The organism is Ruegeria sp. 6PALISEP08, assembly GCF_001238295.1.
In the GTDB taxonomy this organism is placed as follows: domain Bacteria; phylum Pseudomonadota; class Alphaproteobacteria; order Rhodobacterales; family Rhodobacteraceae; genus Ruegeria.
In genome coordinates this window covers 112,050-129,697 of the sequence record NZ_LGXZ01000012.1, presented here as the reverse complement: position 1 = coordinate 129,697, position 17,648 = coordinate 112,050, and the positions used below count along the sequence as shown (strand labels likewise).

The following is a 17,648-nucleotide window of genomic DNA, read 5'->3' as shown; positions in this document are numbered from 1 at the left end:
CCTGAACCTAAATGCAGGGTGTAATTATGGGTGCTGAATCTGATGAAGATCACAAGATCGCCTGCGTTTGGACCTAGAAGAAAAAAGGAGCCTGAAGGTTCTGAAAAAAAGTGACATCTCGAAAGAGCATCTTAAAAACGCAGAATACAGAGGCGCTCGGAAGAAAGATATCAAAGCGTGGCTTTCTAAGGATACCTTTTAACCGAAATCTTTGCTCGGTTGTTAACGTCTCTGTTGCAGAGAGACATGGCCGCAAAAGGCAATCCATTGGGTTAACAAAGTCCAGCGATTGACATGAAACGCTGAAGACACCAACGATATTCCACATTCAGTTTTTGTGATATCATTCGAAAGTCGGTGACGTTTCCCACTTGTGACAGTCATGTGTGATTGGTCGAAAATGAAGAGATTTTTTGCAGTTGTACTATGCGTACTCGGGCTAATGACACCCCGTGCTTCGTACGCCTGTGTGGTTTGTACTGAACTGCCGGACGCATCCATTGCGGATCACATACTGTCCGCGGATGTCATCGTATTGGCCGGCCCGGCATCAGAGAACCCATTCAGATATAAGGCGAAAAAGATTCTCAAAGGGGGTAGCGAACGGCTCAATGCCGTACCTGAGATTCCTTTCTTGATTGATAGCGTTACGCGCAGGGCATTTCGATCGGATACAACGCGAGCCGTCCTGCTGACCTATGGACCGACCTACAAGGACAGCGCTGGGCGTGGGTTTTCAAGACGCTGGCGACGTATATTCATCATGAACCCGGAAAGACGCGAGTTTCTGGATAGGCTTCAAACCACCGGCCGACTGTGGGCCTATGGAGAAACGGACAGCCCCGAGCGGGTTTTGTTCTTTGCTGAGTATTTGTGGCACCCGGATCAATCACTGCATAACATGGCCCTGGTCGAAATCGGTCACGCGCCGTATGCACTTGTGCGTCCGATAGGTGGCAAATCCTCTACCAGCCAAATTTTGGATGAGCTGAATGACTTGAAGCGCTTTGCATACAGGTCGGCCGCAATTCGGCTGCTCGGGTTACAAACTGATCCACAAGCGCGCTCAATTGTGCGCTCTCGCTTCACTAATTCCTTGAAGTCAGGCGGTTTCAATAACTACGAGTGGGCAATTGCCGGCATAGAAGCAGATAAAGAAACTGCGATCAGCGCAATTGGTGTCGCACTTCAAGACCCGAAAATGACGTCAGAAGACAGGAAATCACTGATCCGGGCTTTAACCGAGGCCGGTTCAACGCAGCCGACGTTAAGGCCAAAAGCTGTACAAACATTGTCTGAGGCGCTTCAGAAAAACAGTGATTTAGCCATCCAAATCGCTGCTGGAACACGAGGGTGGGGCCAAACGGCTCTGCACCAACAGTTTGAGGCTTTGGCCGCTTTGGAAGAAACAGACCCTGCAACTCAGTTTATGATCAGCATCGTTTTGGGAACTGATTTACCGTCTGAGTAGAGTGGTTTTGGAATTTCCGGTAACTATTGACAACTTTGATTGTCCAATCTTTCTGCTGGCCAAACCAAGCCCGCAACGAAATGCTTGTTTCCGGCTCTGAGGCTTCTCAGCAGCATGTGATCTACATCTTCCAACCTTTGATGGTTGGCACTGAAAAAGACAGGGCGAACAAATCAATTAACACGGGCAGGTCAGGTGTGATATAAACAAAATCGAATATAAAAGATCCGCTAAAGTCTCCGCGATTTCGCGATAAAATTTTGCATTTGAGGGGCACTATGAATCGAATTTCTGTCTGTATTCTATCGCTGCTACTGGCACCAACAAATGGTCTGGCCGACGCCGTTCCGAGCCAACAGGCAGCTGAAGGTTTGTTTTCCGATCAACCGTATTCCCCCTACGCGCAGCGCACCTTCCCGGAACGTCCACTTTGGGGCGACACACACTTGCACACCGGGCTTTCGCTGGACGCCGGTGCGTTTGGGAATACTTTGCTGCCGGATGAAGCGTGGCGCTTTGCAAAGGGTGAGCAGGTCATTTCGTCCACCGGTCAAGCAGTAAGGCTGGCCCGACCATTGGATTGGATGGTTCTTACCGATCATACTGACCTGATGGGGTTTGCCCCGGATCTACAGGCCGGCAAGCCCGGTGTTATTTCTGATCCCAAAGGTTTGGAATGGTACGAAGGATACAAAGCGGGCGGCGAGGAGGCGGGAAAAACCGCCTTTGATATCATCACCAACTTTTCGCAAATGACCCTGCCGGAAATTCTTCTTGAGTCTTACAGCCCTGGCGCCGACGCTTTTGCCTTCACTTGGGAGCACATCGTTCTGGCAGCCGAGAGACACAATGATCCGGGTAATTTTACAGCGTTCATCGGGTTCGAGTGGACCTCGGTCCCCAAGGGTTTTAACCTGCACCGGAATGTCATGCTGCGTGACGGGCCGATCCGGGCCTTGCAGATGGTGCCTCCGGTCACCCAACCTCCCTACGGCAATACAGACCCAAAATCGCTTTATGCTTGGCTTGAAGAGTATCAGGAGAAAACAGGGGGACGCGCCGTTGCCTTTGCCCATAACGGCAACTTGTCGAATGGATGGATGTTCCCTACCGAAGACACGTATCACGGCGGCAAAGTTGACGAGGAATACGTGGCGGCCCGCGCGAAGTGGGAGCCCCACTATGAGGTCACGCAGATCAAGGGCGACGGCGAAGCACACCCATTCCTGAGTCCTGATGACGAATTTGCGGATTACGAAAACTGGGACGTCGGCAATCTTGATATCACCGAGTTGAAGACCGATGACATGCTGGCTGGCGAATACGCCCGCGAGGCGCTGAAACGCGGATTGATGCTGGAAGAAAAGTTCGGCGTGAACCCCTATAAGTTCGGTATGGGCGGCGCGACGGACAGCCATACGTCTTTGGCCACTGCCGAGGAAGACAACTTCTTTGGAAAGTCGGTCAGTGTCGAACCTTCGGCTTCACGGATCGAGCATCCTTTCATTGCAAATGAACTTGGCGAAATTCCCGGCGACCTCCTTGTCGCGTCTGGATACACGGCTGTCTGGGCTACCGAGAATACGCGCGCCGCGATCTTTGAAGCGTTCAAGCGCCGCGAAACTTATGCAACGACCGGACCAAGGATCGGTCTGCGGTTCTTTGGCGGGTGGGATTTCAATGACTCGGACATGGAAACCCGCTTCCTTGCCAATGTAGGCTATACCAAAGGTGTTCCAATGGGCTCGGACCTGCGCCCACGCGAGGGTGACGGTGCGCCCGGCTTCCTGATCGCAGCTCTGCGCGATCCGGTCGGTGCCAACCTGGATCGTGTGCAAGTGATCAAGGGGTGGCTCGATTCCGAAGGTGCCTTGCAGGAGAAAGTTTATGACGTCGCGTGGTCGGATAACCGTGAGGTTGATCAAAACGGCAAGGTCCCTTCGGTTGGAAACACCGTGGACATTGACACCGCTAGCTGGACCAACACAATTGGAACGGCCGAACTGATAACCGTGTGGTCAGATCCGGATTTCGATCCAAATTCGCGCGCGTTTTACTACGTCCGCGCCCTGGAAATCCCAACGCCGCGTTGGATCCTGTATGATAAGCTGAAATATGGCATCGACTTGCCCGAGGATGCGGTTCTTACACATCAGGAACGCGCGTATTCGTCACCGATTTGGTACACACCAGCCGAGTGACCCGGGTTTTCACGAAGCTGCAGGCCGGGGTAGTGACCGCTACCTCGGCCGCTGTGCAATTTTTCTGCAACGCGCAAAGCGTCCATTTTCTTGCCTAACCCAAACCGATAATGCCAGCATCTGTACGTAGAACCAGAGAACGTTTTACGCAGGAGACTTCATGCGAGTACTGAAAGAACCTCTGTTCCATTTCTTCTTGATTGGAGCGGCAATTTTTATTTGGTTTCATATTGTCGCGCCGGATGATGAGGTTGTCGAAAACCTCGAGACGATAGTAATCGACGAAGATGATGTCGCGCTGTTGGCTATTCAGTTCGAAGCACGGTGGAAACGCCCGCCAAACGATACCGAGCTAAAAGCTTTGATCGATGCGTCCATTCGTGAAGAGGTTTTGGTCAGAGAGGCGAGAAAACTTGGTCTTGATCGCGGGGATACCTTGATCAGGACACGACTGAGCCAAAAGATGGATTTTCTGACTGAAGCGATTGCGACATCAGTTGTTCCGGAAGACGAAGACTTGGAAGCCTTTCTCCAACAAAACCCTGAACGCTATGCAACATCCGAAAAGGTGGCGTTCACGCAAGTCTTTTTGGGTGAAGAGGCAAGCGAAGTCGAAATTGAGAAGGCTCTGACCGCTTTGCGCGAAGAGCAAGACCCATTTGATGTGGCGGGCTCCACTCTGCTGCCCGCTTCGATGCCGTTGACCGCGACCAAAGTAATCGACTCGGTCTTTGGTGCAGGATTTTCCACGCGTTTCGCAGAGGTTGAAACAGGTCGGTGGGTTGGGCCGGTTCAGTCGGGTTACGGGGTCCATCTTGTTCGTGTGAACGCAGTTGAGCTTAGTCAAACGCCTCCATTGGCAGATATTCACGATGCCGTACTGCGGGATTGGCGGCGCGTTATGAGCGAAGATCTGGCGCAGGCACAATATGAATCTCTTGCCGACAGCTATCAGATTATGGCGCCCGAGCTTGCAGGCCCGGCCAAATGAGAGTGTTGATTTTCTTACTTTTTGCGCTGCTGTTCGCGTGGCCCGGAGGTAACGCCTATGCGCACGCGCTTGATCCGGGATATCTGGAAATTCGCCAAATCGGGCCGGGCACGTGGAGCGTTCATTGGCGAAAACCCGATGTAAATGGTCAACCGATGGCGATCGATGCGATATTGCCAGATGGCTGCGCTCCGGCACGCGGACCAAATCCGGTTTCCGACAGCCGAGCATGGGTTTCATCCTGGGTCGTAGAGTGCCGCGCGGATATCGCGGGCCAACCCATTGAGATTGAGGGCTTGGAGACCCAAAAGAACGATGTATTGGTACGTTTGCACCCGCTAGAGGCTGATCCTACCACGCTTTTATTTACCCCAGACGCGACCGTTCAAAACATACCCTCCGAACAGACAACGTGGTCCGTTTTTATCGCCTATTTCCAGTTGGGGTTTGAGCACATACTGGAAGGCTGGGATCACCTTCTGTTTGTCTTCGCGCTGTTTATTCTGGTTCGTGATCCGTGGAGATTGGTGGGGGCTGTAACGGCCTTCACACTTGCGCATTCAATAACCTTGGCGCTGGCAACCTTTGGCGTTTTGAACGTTCCCGGCCCGCCGGTTGAGGCCGTCATTGCACTATCCATCGTTTTTCTGGCGATGGAGATTGTCAAAGGCGGAGAAGGCCGGTTCCGGCTTTCAAAGCAAAAACCCTGGATCGTTTGTTTCGGGTTTGGGCTTTTGCATGGTCTCGGTTTTGCCGGGGCTTTGGCCGAAATTGGATTACCTTCAGACGATATTCCTGCGGCCTTGCTTGCCTTCAACATTGGCGTCGAAGCCGGTCAGTTGAGTTTTATCGCTGCGCTGGCGCTTCTCTTGGGGATCTGGCGAATGATCGCTCTTCCGACGGGTCGAGGGGCGACCGCACTGACCGCTTACGGCATCGGTTCGGTGTCGATGTACTGGCTCATCGAGCGCATAAGCGGATTCTGACGTCAGCACTCAGTGTCCGCAATTCACTCTGCCGGTTTAGGCCAGATTGGTATGGTGTACGCGCGATCGGCTAACCGCATCTCGGCCCCTTCGGGCGTTTCGACACCAAAAACGTGGGTCCGTCGGGACTTTGGGATTTCACGGACACGGACGAAAAACATAGCGCGATCAGAAGGTACCATTCCCAGATCACCCCAATAGCCGCCCAATGCGGCGGCTCAAATCGTGTAAGGGTAGGTGTCCTCGGCAACATGGAAAGCTTCCGCTTAGCAGCAAATCCTGCCATGCGATGAAGCTTACTCTGTTAAGGGTTGGTTTTTCTCAGGCCAGAATTCATCCACCACGATATACGCGGCAATCACGAAGAAAGCGGCACCAGCGACCTGCAACACACGAGTGATACTTTTGACGTCGGCTTCATCCGAAAATGGTGAAATCGAACCGCCATATACGATCAGCATTGTCGTTAACGCCGAGCCAGCTGCGGCAGCGAGTGGGATTTGCGATTTCCCGAGCGTTCCGAGGGTGAAGCAGAAGAACAAACACAACAGAATGGGTGTTAGAATAACTGGCGCGATGACGTTTATTTCATAGCAAAGGATCGACACCGCCGCGCCCAGCAGGTTTGCCGTTAGCATGGCCTTGGCGACCGTTTTGCCCATGGACGGCATCGCAGCAAGTTGTTGGCTTAGAAGCGCGACGAAGAACAGAACTAGCAAGGCTGACGCGCCTGAGATGAAAAACGCCATAGCAAACGGAACCGTGACGAGCGACATTCTGACGATCCGGCGATGGGGGTCAAATTCCGAAGACGCCTGGGCTTTCTTCTGAGCGGCAGTCTGAGGTTCGGCTGGTACCACCACAAACATCAGCGTCGACACGAACCCTGCAAATAGCAGGTTTAAAGGAATCCAGAACACAAGCACCAATGCCAAATCCTGCGACTGCAATACAAGGTTTGGAATCATCAACGCACCCATGAGGGCTATGACACCGGGTAAAACTCCTGCCCCTGAAACCGACCATGTGAATGACAGGATTATCCCTATGGCCACCAATATGAGGAACACCACGGGATATGGCGCAAAAACCGACGACAAAAAGAAGGAAACGAACATCAATCCGATCGAAAAGACGAACAGCTTGGCGAATGCTGCCAAGGGCAATGCAGCGGGTGCCTGAAGGAACAGGGCAGTGAATACCGCCCCAACCACGGCAAGCGGCCACCCTAATAACAGGCCCAGGGCGAAGACGCTGGTCACACCCAGCGCAAGTCGAATAACAGAGTTCCGGTCCTCAGTACGCATAAGACAGGATTGAAACCAGACGGATATAGGTCCGACCGACCATGTTCAGGAACGAGTTGTCGCTCAGATACATGATCACATCGGCCTGCCCGTTGAGTTGGAAGCGAAGATCATCTTCGGTGCTTCCCGCTTCGTACCCTGGCAGCACAATCCGCACGGGAAACCGTTCTGGTTCGCGCAGAAAGCCTTTGGTGCTTGGTGGACTTGCCAACTGGCCCGGTTCATCACCGCCGCTTAGCGAGACGGCTGCGCTGAAGCTCTCGATCACGCCTGGAACAATCTTGCCCGGATGCATGTCCAGCACGACGTCAACTGGCGATCCTACCGAAGCCCGGCCGAGGTTGTTCTCGGTAAAGTACGCCTCAATCCAGACGTCCGTTGCATCCAAAAACGTCAAAAGGTCTTGGCCAGACCGGGCATAGGTGCCGGGGGCGATCAACAGATTGGATATGACACCCGTCGCCGGAGCACGCAGTTCCGTCCATTCAATGTTCAGCTCTGCATCTGCCAAAGCGGCCAATGCGCGCTGGATTTTGGGGTTTTCGATACCGTCATCACCCAGCCTTTGTTTGGCTTTTTCCAGATCCGCCTTGGCATTCTCAAAATTCGCCTCCGACTCCGCCAGTTTTCCGCGTGCGTCATCGGCCTTTGAGACGGCAATCAACCCTTTCTTTTCAAGTGCAAACACACGTTCGGATTGAATGCGCATTGTGTCGAGATCACTTTGCGCCCTTGCCAGTTTGGCCTGCGCTGCACTCACCTCTGCCGAGGATGCGCCCACTTCCTGCGTGGCCGCCTCAAGATCGGCTTCCGCCTTGTCACGTTCAATCTCATAGGGCCTGGAATCAATTCGAACCAGTACATCACCAGCCGAGACGACCTGACCGTTTTCAACAAGGACTTCGGTCACTGTTCCTGTGACCTGCGGGACGATTTGGGTCGCGACGGCCTTCACTCTGGCGTTTCCGGTGAACGGTGTTTTCCGATCGGCAACTAGGTACCAGACAAGAAAGACCAGAATGATGGCCAGCGTTGTCCAAATTGTCTTTCTCATTTTGCCGCTCCTTCAGCGGCGTCTTCGGCATCGGGTGAGGCGTCGATCCAGACTTTGAACAGCTCATAGAAAACAGCGAACAGAACCGGTCCCATGAATATGCCGATCAGGCCATAGGCCATCATGCCCCCAAGAACACCGATGAGGATCACAAGCATAGGTGTCTCAAGACCTTTTGAGATGAACACCGGACGCAGGAAACTGTCCATTATGGTGACAGGAACGGCCAGTATGGTGAAGATCAAAGCCGTGCCGCCAGACATTGTACTCCATGCGTAGATGATCACCGGCAGAAGAACCAAACCGGGGCCAATCTGGATAATCGAAAGTATCAGGCAGATAAAAGCCAGCGTCGCGGCCGAGTTGATTCCGAACAGCACTAACAATAGCCAAACGACGACCGCCTGAATGGCCGCCACACCGATTACGCCTTTTGTCACGTTTCGGATCGTAGCGCCTGCAAGCGTAACGAACTCACCGCCACGTGGTGCAAAGACACGGTTGGCAAAACGTTGCAAACCTTGAACCAGATTTGGTCCGGGGCTGAACAGGGCACCCATGATCAACACGGACAAAGCCAAGCCGAGAAGGCCAATTCCGATTCCCAGAACCTTGCCGAAAAGGGACTTGGTAATCTCAAGGATCTGCGCTCCGTACTTGGCAAGTGCCCCATCCAGGTTCCGTTCAAACATTCCCCAAACATCGGCAATTTTTTCGCCTACCAACGGTAACTCCTTCAGGCCCTCGGGTGCCGGGGGGATTTTCAGCTCGCCCTTGTCGGCCTGTTCGGCAAACCCTGAACCAAGCTCTGCAGCGCCAGATACCGCCGTTGCCACCGGTCCTAGGGTCAGAACAAGACCCAGCAAAACCAGGATCGTTGCGGCAAGTTTCTTCCGCCCGCCCAGCTTGGACTGCAGCCAATCGAAAACCGGATAGAGAGCGACGCAGAGTATCGTGGCCCAGATGACCACGCTGGCAAGCGGAGCAATCATGACCAGCGCGCTGTAGAGGAATAATCCGAGAAAGAGCAATCGTATTGCGAGGTCGACAATCTTGGCGTCCTGAGTCTTTTCCATTCCGTCCCTCCGCTAATTGTTTTTTTGAATATTACACTCAAAAAACATAATATGTATATTTTTTTAAAATTTGGAGACAGGTAGCAGCTTGAAGACTCTCATGAATTCGGGCTGCGGTTCAGGCCGCTCAGACAAAGGCCGTCTGCGCACTAACCGTTTTCGGTTTTGTTCTTTGGGGCCTATTTTTGCTTTTTGTCATCATCCTGCGACAGGATTGTGTCCGCCACAGTGGTCGCCGCAGTCACGAAGACGCCGAGGCCCACAATGATATACACCATCGTAAAGACCTTCCCTGCCGCAGTTTCAGGAGAAAAGTCGCCGAAGCCCACCGTCGAAATGGTCACGACAGAAAAGTAGATGGAATCGAGCCAGCTCCAGCCTTCGACATAGTGGTAAAACACCGACGCCCATAAGATCATACCGGTTGTGAAGGCAAGAAGGCCCTTTACCCTGCCATCTTTTAAGGCAACGCCTATCCCTCGGGTTATTCTGGTTAGTGAATTCATAGAGCCATCTTAACAGTCAAATCATTTATGCATATCATTTTGTGAATTTAACTGAGAAAATCTTAGACAATCAACTGTTTGGCCCTAATCCGCGTGCGGGATCGAGGCCCAAGCAAATGTCTAGCTTTACCGCTTTGGGTTCTCTCCCAACTTTCCTGTGCTACCGGCCGCTAAAGTTCGAATGATCCTTGAACGATGGTTCTGTTGGTCTGGATGCTGTGATTATGCTGTTTAAGCGTTATCCAAGCGCTTGCCCTGTGGGTCAAAGCGAAAGACCCGGTCCAGCGAAAACCCGAACCGGACAGTTCGACCCACATCAAGCTGATGCTGGCCAAACAGGCGCGCAGTGATCTGATGGTCCTGCATCCTTGCGATAATATTGGTATCGCCACCCAGATGCTCGATATGGGTGACGTCGGCAGCGACAGGCCCGTCATCGGACAGAAACAAATCCTCGGGGCGGATTCCCGTCGTAACATCTGTGCTTTCGCCGATCAGACTGGCGGGGAAGAAATTCATCGATGGCGCGCCAAGGAAGCCTGCGACAAACTGATTGGCTGGATTGTTGTACAGCTCCATCGGGGTGCCGACCTGTTCAACGTGCCCGTCGCGCAGTACGACGATCTTGTCAGCTAACGTCATTGCTTCGGTTTGGTCATGAGTCACATAAATCATTGAAGCATCAAGCTGCTGATGCAAATTCGCGATTTCTAGCCGCGTGTTCATACGCAGAGCTGCGTCCAGATTGGACAGGGGTTCGTCGAACAGGAACAATTTGGGTTCACGAACAATCGCGCGACCGATGGCGACACGTTGGCGCTGACCGCCGGACAATTCCGAAGGGTAGCGGTCGATGTAAGGCTCCAGATTAAGCATCTTGCTGGCCTTGGCGACGCGCTCTTCGATGACCTGCTTGCTCTGACCTTCCTGTTTCAACGCCAGTGACATGTTCTTACGCACATTCAGGTGCGGGTAAAGCGCGTAGCTCTGGAACACCATCGCGATGCCGCGTTTGGAAGGCGGAATGAGGTTCATCAGTTCGCCACCAATGCGCACTTCGCCCGATGACACATCTTCAAGCCCCGCGATTACGCGCAAAAGGGTCGACTTGCCGCAACCCGAGGGTCCGACGAAGACGACAAATTCACCTTCGTCCACTTCGATATTGATATCATTCAGAACCTCGACGGAGCCGAAGGATTTGTTCACGTTCGTAAGCGTCAGGGCAGTCATGTGCGAGCCTCTTTCAGCGAAATGGGTTGACCGGTGCGGATGCTTTCATCCGCAGCCAGGCAGATGGCCAGCGATTGCACGGCGTCGTTCATGTGGCGGGTCAGGTCAATATCCTCGGCGATGGCGCGCAGCATATAGGCTTGTTCGGCGTCGCAGAGTTCCTGATGGCCGGGTTCATCCGGCATCTCGATTATCTGGTCGCCCTCAGGGCGGTGGACCAGGAGGCCGCCAACCTTGGTATGGCCGTCGATATCTGCGGATGCGCCCGTATTGCCATCGGTGATCGAAACCGACCCGTTGGGGGACACGATGTCTTTAACGAAAAACGCGGTCTCAGACATCATCGGCCCCCAACCGGCCTCGTACCAGCCGACCGAGCCATCCTCAAAAACCACCTGAAACTGGCCGTAGTTATACATGTCTTCAGCGATCTCATCGCTCAGGCGCAGGCCCATGCCGTGCACACGCACCGGATCCGAGTCGGTGATCTGGCACATCACATCGACGTAATGCACGCCGCAATCAACGATAGGAGAAGTGGTCTGCATCAGCGCCTTATGCGTTTCCCACTCGGCCCCGCTGCTTTGCTGGTTCAGGTTCAGGCGGAACACATAAGGTCCGCCAAGGTCGCGGGCTTCCGAGATCAGGCGCATCCAAGAAGGGTGATGGCGCAGGATGTAGCCGATCACCAGCTTGCGATTGGTCCGGGCGGCTTTGTCGGCAACACGTTTGGCATCGGCCACAGTGGTCGCCAGCGGTTTTTCAACGAACACATGCGCGCCTGCCTCCATCGCGGCGCAGGCATAATCGGCGTGGCTGTCGGAATAGGTGGCGACAATCACGAGATCCGGCCGTGTCGCGGCCAGAGCAGCCTGAAAATCCGAATAGGCGGGATAGGATGACAGTTCGGGGTGATCCACACGGCCGGACCGGTTCACCAGCCCCACGATCTGCGCGTCTGGATGGTGGTGATGCGCCAGCGCGTGGCTCAGGCCCATATTGCCAAGGCCGGCAATCAGAACTCGGGTCATTTGACAGCTCCTGAAGTGATGCCGCGGATCAGTTGGCGCGAGAAGATGACGTAGAGCACCAGCACCGGCAAGATCGCCATGCTGAGCGCAGACAGAACCGCATTCCAGTCGGTCACGAATTGGCCAATGAAAACCTGGCTGCCCAGCGTCAGGGTTTTGGTTTCTTCCGCAGGTGCCAGGATCAACGGGAACCAGAGGTCGTTCCAGATGGGGATCATGTTGAACACGGCAACTGTTGCCATGGCTGGGCGGACAAGGGGCAAGACCAGACGGAAGAAGATTGTGTATTCCGACAACCCATCGATCCGACCCGCATCCTTCAGGTCGTCCGAGACCTGTCGCATGAACTCGGACAGGATAAAGACGGCCAGCGGCAGCCCCTGTGCTGTGTAGACAAAGATCAAGGCCCAAAGCGTGTTCACCAGACCCGTGGCCACCATCAAATCCAGTATGGCGACAGTGCCGATGCGGATCGGGATCATGATCCCAAGCGCCAGATAGAGGCCCATCAGCAGGTTGCCCTTGAACCGGTATTCGCTGAGCGCGAAGGCGGCCATCGCACCGAACAGCAGTATGAAAGTCAGTGACACCACAGTGACGATCAGCGAGTTCTGGAAATAAAGGAAGAAGTCCCCTTGTTTCATCACGGTCTGGTAGCCGATCAGCGAAAAGCTCTCGGCATCGGGCAGGGCGAGGGGCTCGCGAAAGATGGCGCGGCGGGTTTTGAAACTGTTGATGATGATGACGAAGACCGGGAACAGGGCGATCAACGTATAGAGGATCAGCGCCCCATGCATGGCCGCCGTGTTCAGCGGGTTTGAGCGTGCTTTGTTCATTGCAGTGCCCTCACAACTGATACCGGCGCATCCGGGTCTGGATGCCGAAGAGGTAGATGCAGACCCCCACGAGGATGATCGCGAACATGGCCCCTGCGATGGCGGATCCCATATGTGGATCACCCAGTTGCAGTTGGAAGCCAAAGAAGGTGCGGTACATGAACGTGCCAAGGATGTCGGTCGAGAAATCCGGCCCTGCCAGTGCCCCCTGAGACACGTAAATCAGGTCGAACGCATTGAAATTACCCACGAATGTCAGGATCGAGATGATGCCGATCGACGGCAGGATCAGCGGCAGTTTGATCTTCCAGAAGGCGGAAGCCCCGGTGATCCCGTCGATTTCTCCGGCCTCAAGGATTTCCTCGGGGATCGACAGCAGGGCGGCATAGATCAACATCATCGGGATGCCGACGAATTGCCAAACCGAAACAAGTGCCAGTGTAGTAAGCGCATATTCTTCTTTACCCAACCACGGCGCAAACAGTGATTTCAGACCAATGGCATCCAGCATCGAGGGTGCGATACCCCAGAGTGGTGACAAGATCAGTTTCCAGGCAAACCCGACGATCACAAAACTCAGGATTGTGGGTATGAAAATCGCCGACCGGTAAAGTGCTGCGAACCGCAAGCGGGGATGCGATAGGATCGCAGCCAGGGCAATGCCGATGGGGTTCTGTACCAGCATGTGGATCAGGAAGAACCAGAAGTTGTTGCCCAAAGCGTTCCAGAACTGTTCGGACCAGATAGGGTCGAAAAACAGGGTGCGAAAATTTTCTAAACCCACATAAACGCGCGCCTGATCGACCTCGGTGAACAGTGCGAGGCGGAGCGTGTTGAACAAAGGGAAGATCATCACCGCCGTGTAGACCAGAACCGCAGGGGCAAGGAAAACGGCGATGTGCCAGCGTATGCGGCGGGTCTGCATGGGAATCTCCGGGGATAGGGTGCCGGACGCGACGCGGGCCGCATCCGGTGTGAGTAGCTCAGGCTTTACTGATGCGGGGCGTACCAGTTGGCCAGCCCGTCCTGCAGGCGCTGACCGGCTTCCTCAGGGCTTTCCGCGCCCCTGACAACATTGGCCGACGCGTTCCATGTTTCCAACTCAAGGTTCGGTTCGCCGCGCGACAATATTTGATAGGTCGAACGGATCGTTGTTTCGCAGTCTTCACGCCAACTTACAAATTCCTTCGCAAGCGGATCTTCCAACTCAACCGGGGTGTTGGACAACGGGAAGAAACCGGGCAGGGCGTTGCCAAATATCTTGGCGAATTCAGGCGACGCAACCCATGCTAGGAATGTCCTTGCTGCCTCGGGGTTTTCAGTAGCCGCATTCATACCGATGCCGATATCCGTGTGGTCCGAGATATAGCAGGTGTCGCCCGCATTCCGAACTGGCGGTTTGAAAGCGCCCATTTCAAAATCAGCCTGAGTGTTGAAGCCTGAAATCTCCCAGCTACCCGCCGGATAGATCGCTGCGCGGCCAAGAGTGAACAGGTTCTGGCTGTCGGGATATGTCTGGGCCTCATACCCGTCACCTAGGTACTCACTCCATTTTGCGAGTGTCTCATATGGTGCCACCCATTGTTCATCCGTCAGCTTTTGCGACCCTTCGATCAGCGCGAGGCGACCTTCTTCACCTTTCCAGTAGTTCGGACCGATGTTGTTATAGCCCATCGTGGCGGCTTCCCACTGGTCGTTGGTGCCCATCGCCATTGGAATATAGGTGCCGTCTTCCTTGATCTTGCCCAAGGCAGCAAAGAACTCAGCCTCAGTGCTCGGGACGTCGATGCCCAGTTCATCAAAGGCGTCTTTGTTGTAGATGAAGCCGTGAATCACGGATGCCATCGGCACACAAAATGTTGCCGATCCGTCATCTGTCTGCCACGCCGCTTTGGCCACGTCCGAGAAGTTTAACATCGCTTCCAGATCAGAAAGGTCCGACAAATGTCCGCCGTCGTAAAGCCCCAACGATCGGTCAAACGGGCGACAAGTGATAATGTCGCCAGCAGAGCCAGCCTCTAACTTGGCATTCAGGGCCGCGTCATATTCCGTTGGTGCAAAAGGAGAAAAGACAAGTTTGATATCCGGATGTTCGGCCTCGAACGCCGGGATGATCTTGTCCTGCCAGAGGGCCAGATCATCGTTGCGCCAGCTTTCGATTGTCAACGTGGCTTCTTGCGCATAGGCGCTTGTCACCAGCGCCGTGCTTATCAGAGCCAGGCTCAGAACTTTGCGTTTCATTGGTTTTCTCCCAGGTTGATAGTTTTGTTTTTTTGTTTCAGTAGGTTCATCGCAGGTCGTAGGTGACCACAGGTTTCGTCGAGCAGCGTATGTGCGTCCTCTGCCGATTTGGCACCCGCAGCGACGAGCGTTGCGCATTTGAGATTGCCTTTCGCCATCTGCAAAGCCGTTTCGGCGGACTCGGGTGTTACGCCGGCCAGTTGGCACACGATGCTGTTGGCTCGTGCGCGCAGTTTGTCGTTGTCGGCGCGCAGATTGATCATCATGCCATCCTGAATGTGGCCAAGTTCCACGGCCATCAGAGTTGACAGCATATTGAGCGCAATTTTCTGGGCAGTGCCGGCACCCATCCGGGTCGAGCCCGAAATCAGCTCAGGAGGGGTGGATAGCAACACGGCATGATCCGCTAACTGCAACAGGCGCGACCCTGCGTTATTCGCGATCCCGATAACGGGCGTTCCCCTGTCGCGGGCCAATTCTGCGGCTGCAATCGTATAGGGGGTCGTGCCGCTGGCTGAGACGGCGATCAACGTATCATTGACCTGCATGTTTGCCAGTTCATGCGGCAGCCCATCACTCGCGTCCTCTACGTCGCCGGGCATTTCTGCCTTGGTTGGCAATCCGCCCGCCATATGAATACGGATTTGTTCGGAAGGGATTGAAAACGTACCGCCGAGCTCAAGCGCATCTGATGCTGCCATGAGTCCGGAAGATCCTGCCGCAAGATATCGAAGTTTGCCGCCCGCTCGGATGGTGGCGGCCATGGCGGTTGCTCCGCTGCAAATTGGTCCAAGGGCGTCAAGTGCGGCCTTTGCCGCCGACACTTGCGATTGCGCCAACAGATCGGCCACTTCCTTCAGTGGACGGGTATCTAGCCCGTTCGCGTCCTGATGCAGTTGTTCCGTCGCTGGCGTGTTCAAGTGATTCTCCCCCAAGAGTCTCGGATATCATACCTTTTGAATACCATTAGTCTACCATTTTATTGCGAGCCGTATTTTGAGCGATTTAAGCGATAATGTCGGCGGTTTGGTAATATTTAGGACTTCTAATAGGTGAAAAGGTATTATAAAGGTATCTGCATGACTCAATCATCAAGTTCTCTGATTCTGGCTGCCGATGGGGGAGGAACGCGTTGCCGCCTTGCCGTTCGCTGTGGCGAGGGCGCGACGCACAAGATCGAGGTTGGCGCGACCAACGTGTCCACTGATTTTGAAGCCGCCTGTATCGAATTGCGGCACGGTCTGGAGGCTCTTTCAGTGCAGTCTGGTTATTCTCTTGCCGAGTTCGAGCAAGCGCCTTCTTATCTGGGGTTGGCCGGCATTACGGGTGACGCGATTGCAAAAAAACTTGCCGCAGCTTTGCCGTTTCGGAATGTGAAGATCGAAGATGACCGGCCTGCGTCCTTACGGGGGGCGTTGGGCGCCAAGGACGGGTTTGTTGCCCATTGTGGGACGGGTTCGTTTGTCGCGATGCAAAAGGGCGAATCGATGAGGTTTGTCGGTGGCTGGGGGTCGGTTCTGGGCGATCAGGCTTCGGCGCAATGGGTGGGTAAGCGCTCGCTGTCCAGAGCGTTGGAATATGTGGATGGGGTGACTGGCCCTTCGCAATTGGCGCGAAGTCTATTGTCCCGATATGGCGGAGCTGCCGGAGTTGTACGAGCAGCCTCTGAGATGACCCCGTCTGAGTTTGGGGCGCTTGCCCCTTTGGTAACTGAGCTCTCCGATCAGAACGATGAACCGGCGATTTCCATCCTGCAAGATGGTGCGGACTATCTTGTCGAGATGATGAAAAGAATGGGTTGGGGCGAGGGGACGCCGATTTGCTTGACCGGCGGCATTGGCCCTTGTTACGCGCCGTATCTGCCATTGGATATGCAGTCTGTTCTGAGCCAGCCTGCGGGCGATCCATTGTCCGGTGCACTCGCCTTGGCGCGTGCGTATCAGAAGGAAATTGAACATGAATGTAGTTGATTTCCTGCGGCCGGAAGGATGGTTGGGGCAAAGTTCAGGCCCGCGCTACGTGCAGCTTCGTCAACGTCTTGAGCAAGGGATTGAGGATGGCATCCTACCCCCCAATAGTTCATTGCCACCCGAAAGAGAGATCGCCGAGTTAACAGACCTTTCGCGCGTGACTGTGCGTAAGGCGATACAGGAACTGGTGCGCAAAGGCGCAATCGAACAACGGCAGGGGTCCGGTTCCTTTGTTCGGGAGCCCGTGGCGAAAGTCGAACAGTCCTTGTCCCATTTGACATCGTTCACCGAAGACATGGAGCGGCGCGGTCTCAAAACGACCTCATCGTGGCTGGAGCGTGGGATTTTTCTACCATCACCAGAGGAAATGATGGCTTTAGGATTATCGGCCAACGAACAGGTCGCACGAATCCACCGCCTGCGCGAGGCGGGAGGGCGACCGATGGCGTTGGAAAGGGCAGCTCTTCCGCTTGATATTCTGCCGAACCCCACCGAAGTGACGGGGTCACTTTATTCGGTTCTTGAACGAACGGGCTTCCGACCGGTGCGTGCGATCCAGAAAATCTCGGCCATCAACCTTGAAGCACCCGAGGCAGAGCTTCTCGATGTTGCGGAGGGCACAGCCGGGCTTCGCATTCAACGTACGTCTTATCTGGAAAGCGGGCGGGTCGCTGAATTGACCCGGTCAATCTATCGCGGCGATGCCTACGACTTTGTGGCTGAGCTGCGCCTGTCAAACTGAAAG

The 17,648-nt window shown here is 54.4% G+C and carries 17 protein-coding genes; 6 read left to right on the top strand and 11 right to left on the bottom strand.

Going from position 1 to position 17,648, the window contains the following annotated elements:
• Positions 1 to 382: 382 nt before the first annotated feature.
• The 4 genes from ALB80_RS17210 (at position 383) to ALB80_RS17195 (ending at position 5,649) form a co-directional block, all read left to right on the top strand.
• The gene (locus ALB80_RS17210; protein ID WP_157054236.1) at positions 383 to 1,471 is read left to right on the top strand and encodes a hypothetical protein; all 1,089 of its coding nucleotides are present in this window, start codon (positions 383 to 385) and stop codon (positions 1,469 to 1,471) included.
• A gap of 278 nt (positions 1,472 to 1,749) precedes the next feature.
• On the top strand, positions 1,750 to 3,672 hold the full coding sequence (locus ALB80_RS17205; protein WP_050605326.1) for a DUF3604 domain-containing protein: 1,923 nt from the start codon (positions 1,750 to 1,752) through the stop codon (positions 3,670 to 3,672).
• Positions 3,673 to 3,832: 160 nt separating this feature from the next.
• Positions 3,833 to 4,663, top strand: coding sequence for a peptidyl-prolyl cis-trans isomerase (locus ALB80_RS17200; RefSeq protein ID WP_050605325.1), 831 nt, complete (start codon positions 3,833 to 3,835; stop codon positions 4,661 to 4,663).
• The gene (locus tag ALB80_RS17195) at positions 4,660 to 5,649 is read left to right on the top strand and encodes a HupE/UreJ family protein (RefSeq protein ID WP_050605324.1); all 990 of its coding nucleotides are present in this window, start codon (positions 4,660 to 4,662) and stop codon (positions 5,647 to 5,649) included. The genes ALB80_RS17200 and ALB80_RS17195 overlap by 4 nt, the downstream gene beginning before the upstream one ends.
• A 23-nt stretch (positions 5,650 to 5,672) precedes the next feature.
• Here ALB80_RS17195 and ALB80_RS22920 read toward each other — a convergent pair whose 3' ends face one another.
• From ALB80_RS22920 to ALB80_RS17145, 11 genes are all read right to left on the bottom strand, one after another.
• On the bottom strand, positions 5,673 to 5,858 hold the full coding sequence (locus tag ALB80_RS22920; RefSeq protein WP_371255998.1) for a DUF3604 domain-containing protein: 186 nt from the start codon (positions 5,856 to 5,858) through the stop codon (positions 5,673 to 5,675).
• A gap of 87 nt (positions 5,859 to 5,945) precedes the next feature.
• Positions 5,946 to 6,956, bottom strand: a complete 1,011-nt coding sequence (locus ALB80_RS17190; RefSeq protein WP_083445340.1) for a DUF2955 domain-containing protein — start codon at positions 6,954 to 6,956, stop codon at positions 5,946 to 5,948.
• On the bottom strand, positions 6,946 to 8,010 hold the full coding sequence (locus tag ALB80_RS17185) for an HlyD family secretion protein (RefSeq protein ID WP_050605322.1): 1,065 nt from the start codon (positions 8,008 to 8,010) through the stop codon (positions 6,946 to 6,948). The genes ALB80_RS17190 and ALB80_RS17185 overlap by 11 nt, the downstream gene beginning before the upstream one ends.
• Complete coding sequence (locus ALB80_RS17180; RefSeq protein WP_050605321.1) at positions 8,007 to 9,086, bottom strand: AI-2E family transporter; 1,080 nt, start codon at positions 9,084 to 9,086, stop codon at positions 8,007 to 8,009. Before ALB80_RS17180 ends, ALB80_RS17185 begins: the two co-directional genes overlap by 4 nt.
• A 179-nt stretch (positions 9,087 to 9,265) precedes the next feature.
• Positions 9,266 to 9,592, bottom strand: coding sequence for a potassium channel family protein (locus ALB80_RS17175; protein ID WP_157054234.1), 327 nt, complete (start codon positions 9,590 to 9,592; stop codon positions 9,266 to 9,268).
• A 231-nt stretch (positions 9,593 to 9,823) separates the two neighbouring features.
• Positions 9,824 to 10,825: an ABC transporter ATP-binding protein gene (locus ALB80_RS17170; protein WP_050605320.1), complete on the bottom strand. Its 1,002-nt coding sequence runs from the start codon at positions 10,823 to 10,825 to the stop codon at positions 9,824 to 9,826.
• Entirely contained in the window at positions 10,822 to 11,856 is a 1,035-nt protein-coding gene (locus ALB80_RS17165) for a Gfo/Idh/MocA family protein (RefSeq protein WP_050605319.1), read from the bottom strand. The genes ALB80_RS17170 and ALB80_RS17165 overlap by 4 nt, the downstream gene beginning before the upstream one ends.
• Positions 11,853 to 12,692, bottom strand: coding sequence for a carbohydrate ABC transporter permease (locus ALB80_RS17160; protein ID WP_050605318.1), 840 nt, complete (start codon positions 12,690 to 12,692; stop codon positions 11,853 to 11,855). The genes ALB80_RS17165 and ALB80_RS17160 overlap by 4 nt, the downstream gene beginning before the upstream one ends.
• A gap of 10 nt (positions 12,693 to 12,702) precedes the next feature.
• A complete protein-coding gene (locus ALB80_RS17155) occupies positions 12,703 to 13,617 on the bottom strand; it encodes a carbohydrate ABC transporter permease (RefSeq protein ID WP_050605317.1) in 915 nt (304 codons plus the stop codon).
• 65 nt (positions 13,618 to 13,682) lie between these two features.
• Complete coding sequence (locus ALB80_RS17150) at positions 13,683 to 14,933, bottom strand: ABC transporter substrate-binding protein (RefSeq protein WP_050605316.1); 1,251 nt, start codon at positions 14,931 to 14,933, stop codon at positions 13,683 to 13,685.
• A complete protein-coding gene (locus ALB80_RS17145; protein ID WP_050605315.1) occupies positions 14,930 to 15,853 on the bottom strand; it encodes an N-acetylmuramic acid 6-phosphate etherase in 924 nt (307 codons plus the stop codon). The genes ALB80_RS17150 and ALB80_RS17145 overlap by 4 nt, the downstream gene beginning before the upstream one ends.
• A gap of 159 nt (positions 15,854 to 16,012) precedes the next feature.
• Here ALB80_RS17145 and ALB80_RS17140 point away from each other — a divergent pair, with 159 nt between their 5' ends.
• Entirely contained in the window at positions 16,013 to 16,903 is an 891-nt protein-coding gene (locus tag ALB80_RS17140) for a BadF/BadG/BcrA/BcrD ATPase family protein (protein ID WP_050605314.1), read from the top strand.
• Complete coding sequence (locus ALB80_RS17135; protein ID WP_050605313.1) at positions 16,890 to 17,645, top strand: GntR family transcriptional regulator; 756 nt, start codon at positions 16,890 to 16,892, stop codon at positions 17,643 to 17,645. The genes ALB80_RS17140 and ALB80_RS17135 overlap by 14 nt, the downstream gene beginning before the upstream one ends.
• Positions 17,646 to 17,648: the final 3 nt, after the last annotated feature.

Coding starts and splice junctions, on each gene's coding strand:
- ALB80_RS17210 (WP_157054236.1), top strand. CDS start 383: ATGTGTGATTGGTCGAAAATGAAGAGATTTTTTGCAGTTGTACTATGC.
- ALB80_RS17205 (WP_050605326.1), top strand. CDS start 1,750: ATGAATCGAATTTCTGTCTGTATTCTATCGCTGCTACTGGCACCAACA.
- ALB80_RS17200 (WP_050605325.1), top strand. CDS start 3,833: ATGCGAGTACTGAAAGAACCTCTGTTCCATTTCTTCTTGATTGGAGCG.
- ALB80_RS17195 (WP_050605324.1), top strand. CDS start 4,660: ATGAGAGTGTTGATTTTCTTACTTTTTGCGCTGCTGTTCGCGTGGCCC.
- ALB80_RS17190 (WP_083445340.1), bottom strand. CDS start 6,956: ATGCGTACTGAGGACCGGAACTCTGTTATTCGACTTGCGCTGGGTGTG.
- ALB80_RS17185 (WP_050605322.1), bottom strand. CDS start 8,010: ATGAGAAAGACAATTTGGACAACGCTGGCCATCATTCTGGTCTTTCTT.
- ALB80_RS17180 (WP_050605321.1), bottom strand. CDS start 9,086: ATGGAAAAGACTCAGGACGCCAAGATTGTCGACCTCGCAATACGATTG.
- ALB80_RS17175 (WP_157054234.1), bottom strand. CDS start 9,592: ATGAATTCACTAACCAGAATAACCCGAGGGATAGGCGTTGCCTTAAAA.
- ALB80_RS17170 (WP_050605320.1), bottom strand. CDS start 10,825: ATGACTGCCCTGACGCTTACGAACGTGAACAAATCCTTCGGCTCCGTC.
- ALB80_RS17165 (WP_050605319.1), bottom strand. CDS start 11,856: ATGACCCGAGTTCTGATTGCCGGCCTTGGCAATATGGGCCTGAGCCAC.
- ALB80_RS17160 (WP_050605318.1), bottom strand. CDS start 12,692: ATGAACAAAGCACGCTCAAACCCGCTGAACACGGCGGCCATGCATGGG.
- ALB80_RS17155 (WP_050605317.1), bottom strand. CDS start 13,617: ATGCAGACCCGCCGCATACGCTGGCACATCGCCGTTTTCCTTGCCCCT.
- ALB80_RS17150 (WP_050605316.1), bottom strand. CDS start 14,933: ATGAAACGCAAAGTTCTGAGCCTGGCTCTGATAAGCACGGCGCTGGTG.
- ALB80_RS17140 (WP_050605314.1), top strand. CDS start 16,013: ATGACTCAATCATCAAGTTCTCTGATTCTGGCTGCCGATGGGGGAGGA.
- ALB80_RS17135 (WP_050605313.1), top strand. CDS start 16,890: ATGAATGTAGTTGATTTCCTGCGGCCGGAAGGATGGTTGGGGCAAAGT.